The sequence below is a fragment of the Ornithinibacter sp. genome (genome assembly GCF_035443565.1).
Lineage (GTDB): Bacteria > Actinomycetota > Actinomycetes > Actinomycetales > Dermatophilaceae > Fodinibacter.
In genome coordinates, this window is sequence record NZ_DAORSO010000231.1 from 1 (window position 1) to 2,575 (window position 2,575).

At 67.0% G+C, this 2,575-nt stretch carries 2 protein-coding genes; both read left to right on the forward strand.

Features of this window, described 5'->3' with window-relative positions; genetic code table 11:
• Positions 1-155 precede the first annotated feature (155 nt).
• Positions 156-1,736: an IS21 family transposase gene (gene istA, locus PLL68_RS13770; RefSeq protein ID WP_324535028.1), complete on the forward strand. Its 1,581-nt coding sequence runs from the start codon at positions 156-158 to the stop codon at positions 1,734-1,736.
• Positions 1,733-2,497, forward strand: a complete 765-nt coding sequence (gene istB / locus PLL68_RS13775) for an IS21-like element helper ATPase IstB (RefSeq protein ID WP_324535030.1) — start codon at positions 1,733-1,735, stop codon at positions 2,495-2,497. The genes istA and istB overlap by 4 nt, the downstream gene beginning before the upstream one ends.
• Positions 2,498-2,575 lie beyond the last annotated feature (78 nt).

The following is a 2,575-nucleotide window of genomic DNA, read 5'->3' on the forward strand; positions in this document are numbered from 1 at the left end:
TGTGAATCGCCAGGGTTAATGTCCGGCGTGGGGCGCAGATCGCCAGAGTGATGCCGGGTGCGATCGCCAGGGTGACGCCGGGATCGCCAGAGTCATGCCGGTCTCCAGAAGGTCCCGTTGTTCGAGTATGAAGCCGACCCATTGAGGAGGTCGGCGTGGCGTTTCTGGAGGTCCACATGGTCCAGGTCCGAGAGATCATCCGGCGCTGGCAGGCCGGCGAGAACAAGATGGCGATTGGCCGGGCGAGCGGCGTCTCGGCGCGCACGGTTGGCCGCTACATCGAGGCGGCAGCCTCGTTTGGGCTGACGCAAGACGGGGAACCGCCGGGCGAAGACGTGCTCGCTCAGCTCCTTCGCCGTAACCACCCCGGTCCGCTCCCGACTCGCGAGACGCCAGCGGCGGCGCGCCTGGCAGGGCGGGAAGAGCAGCTCGCCCGCTGGCTGCAGGAGGAGCGGCTGCAGCTGACGCGGGTACATGAGCTGCTCATCCGGGAGGGCGTGACCGTCTCCTACACGAGCCTCCGGCGCTACGTGCGCGAGGCGGGCCTCTGGAAGCCTGCGCCGGCAACGCTGCGGATGGCAGACTGGCCGCCAGGCGAGGTCGCGGAGATGGACTTTGGCAGGCTCGGGAGCATCATCGATGCGGAGAGCGGCAAGAAGCAGACCGTGTGGGCGTTGCTCATCGTCCTGCCGTACAGCCGCCACTGCTTCGCCTGGCCCCTGCTCCAGCAGACGCTCGCCGAGAGCATCGCCGGTCTCGAAGCCGCCTGGCAGTTTTTTGGCGGGGTGCCGAAGCGGCTCATTCTCGACAACTTCAGCGCAGCGATCGCCGGCCCGGACGCCCTGGAGCCGAGGCCGACCCGCGGCTTTATCGAGTACAGCCAGGAGCGTGGCTTCCTCTGCGACCCGGCCCGGGTGCGCAGGCCGAAGGATAAGCCCCACGTCGAACGCGGGATCCAGTACCTGCGCGAGCGCTTCTTCAAGGGCGGGAGCTTCCGTTCCCTCGACGACTGCCGGGAGCAGGCCGAGCGCTGGTGCAGCGAAGTCGCCGGCCTCCGTGTCCACGGGACGACCCGCCAGCTTCCCCGCGAGGTCTTCGAGACCGATGAACGGCAGAAGCTCCAGCCTTACGACGGCGTGCTCTACGACGTGCCCGAGTGGAAAGAGGTAACCGTCCATCCAGACCATCACGTCAGCTTCGGCCAGGCGCTCTACTCCGTTCCGGCAACGACCTGCACACCGGGGACGAAGCTGGAGGTGCGCGGCGACCGGGCGCTGGTGAAGCTCTACAAGAAGGGTGAGCTAATGAAGGTCCACCCTCGCCAGCAGCGGGGAGGCCGCGCAACGGACCCAAACGACTATCCCGTAGAGAAGACAGCCTACGCCCTGCGTGCTCCCGACCGCATCGTACGCAGGGCGAGCGAACTCGGCCCGAACGTCGGGGCCTTCGCCCAGAAGCTCTTCGAGGGGCCGCTTCCCTGGGCCAAGCTCCGCGCCGGCCAGAAGCTCGTCTCCCTCGGTGAACGCTACGGTGGCGAACGCCTCGATGCCGCCTGCCAGCGCTCGCTCGCTTACGACCTCGTCGATGTCCGCCGCGTCCAGCGCATCCTCCTCCAGGCGCTCGACCGCGAATCGCCGCCCATCGAGGACCGGGGGACACCGCTGGGGAGCCGCTTCGCCCGCCCAGGCAGCGCCTTCGACCATCATCAGACAGTCCTCCAGGAGGCGACGGCATGAGCCTCGAAGCGGACCTCGTTACCCTCCTCAAACGGCTCAAGCTCGGCCAGGCGATCCCTACCCTGCCTGACAGGCTGGCCCTCGCACGCGCCCAGAAGCTCGATTACGCCGCCTTCCTCACGCTCATCCTTGCCGACGAGGTCCAACGCCGGGACGCCCAGCAGCTCGAACGGCGTCTCCTTCAGGCTGGCTTCGAAGAACGGGTCACCCTCGATGACTTCGACTGGACGACATCCATCCAGCTCGATCGCCGCCACCTCAACGAGCTCTTTTCGTTGCACTTCCTCCAGAAGAAGGAGCACGTCCTTCTCATCGGCCCGGTCGGGGTCGGCAAGACCTTCCTCGCCCAGGCTCTGGGTGCGGCAGCAACGCGTGCCGGCCACTCCGTCCTCTTCCGGCGGGCCGACTACCTCCTTCGTGAACTCGGCCAGGCGCGCGCCGACCACAGCTTCGAAGCTGCCTTCCGTAAGTACCTCGCTCCCGACCTGCTCCTGGTGGACGACTTCGGTCTCCATCGCCTCAGCCAGCAACAGTCCGAAGACCTGTATGCGCTCATCATCGAGCGTCACCGCCACGCCAGCTTCGTCGTCACGAGCAACCGCGACGTAAGCGAATGGGTCGGCCTTTTCGCCGACCCCATCCTCGCAAACTCCGCCCTCGACCGCCTCGCAAACGGCGCCCATCAGCTGGTCATCGACGGCCCCAGCTACCGTGCCAAACTCGCTCCCCGCCCCTCCTCCACGGAGGCTGCCATGCCTTGACCACCAACCCAGCTTCTCAGCTTCTGGAGACCGGCATCACCCTGGCGATCCTACCCGGCATCACCGCAGCGATTGACA

Bases quoted from the DNA above. Each gene is read 5' to 3' on its own strand.
- istB (WP_324535030.1), top strand. From the start codon at position 1,733: ATGAGCCTCGAAGCGGACCTCGTTACCCTCCTCAAACGGCTCAAGCTC.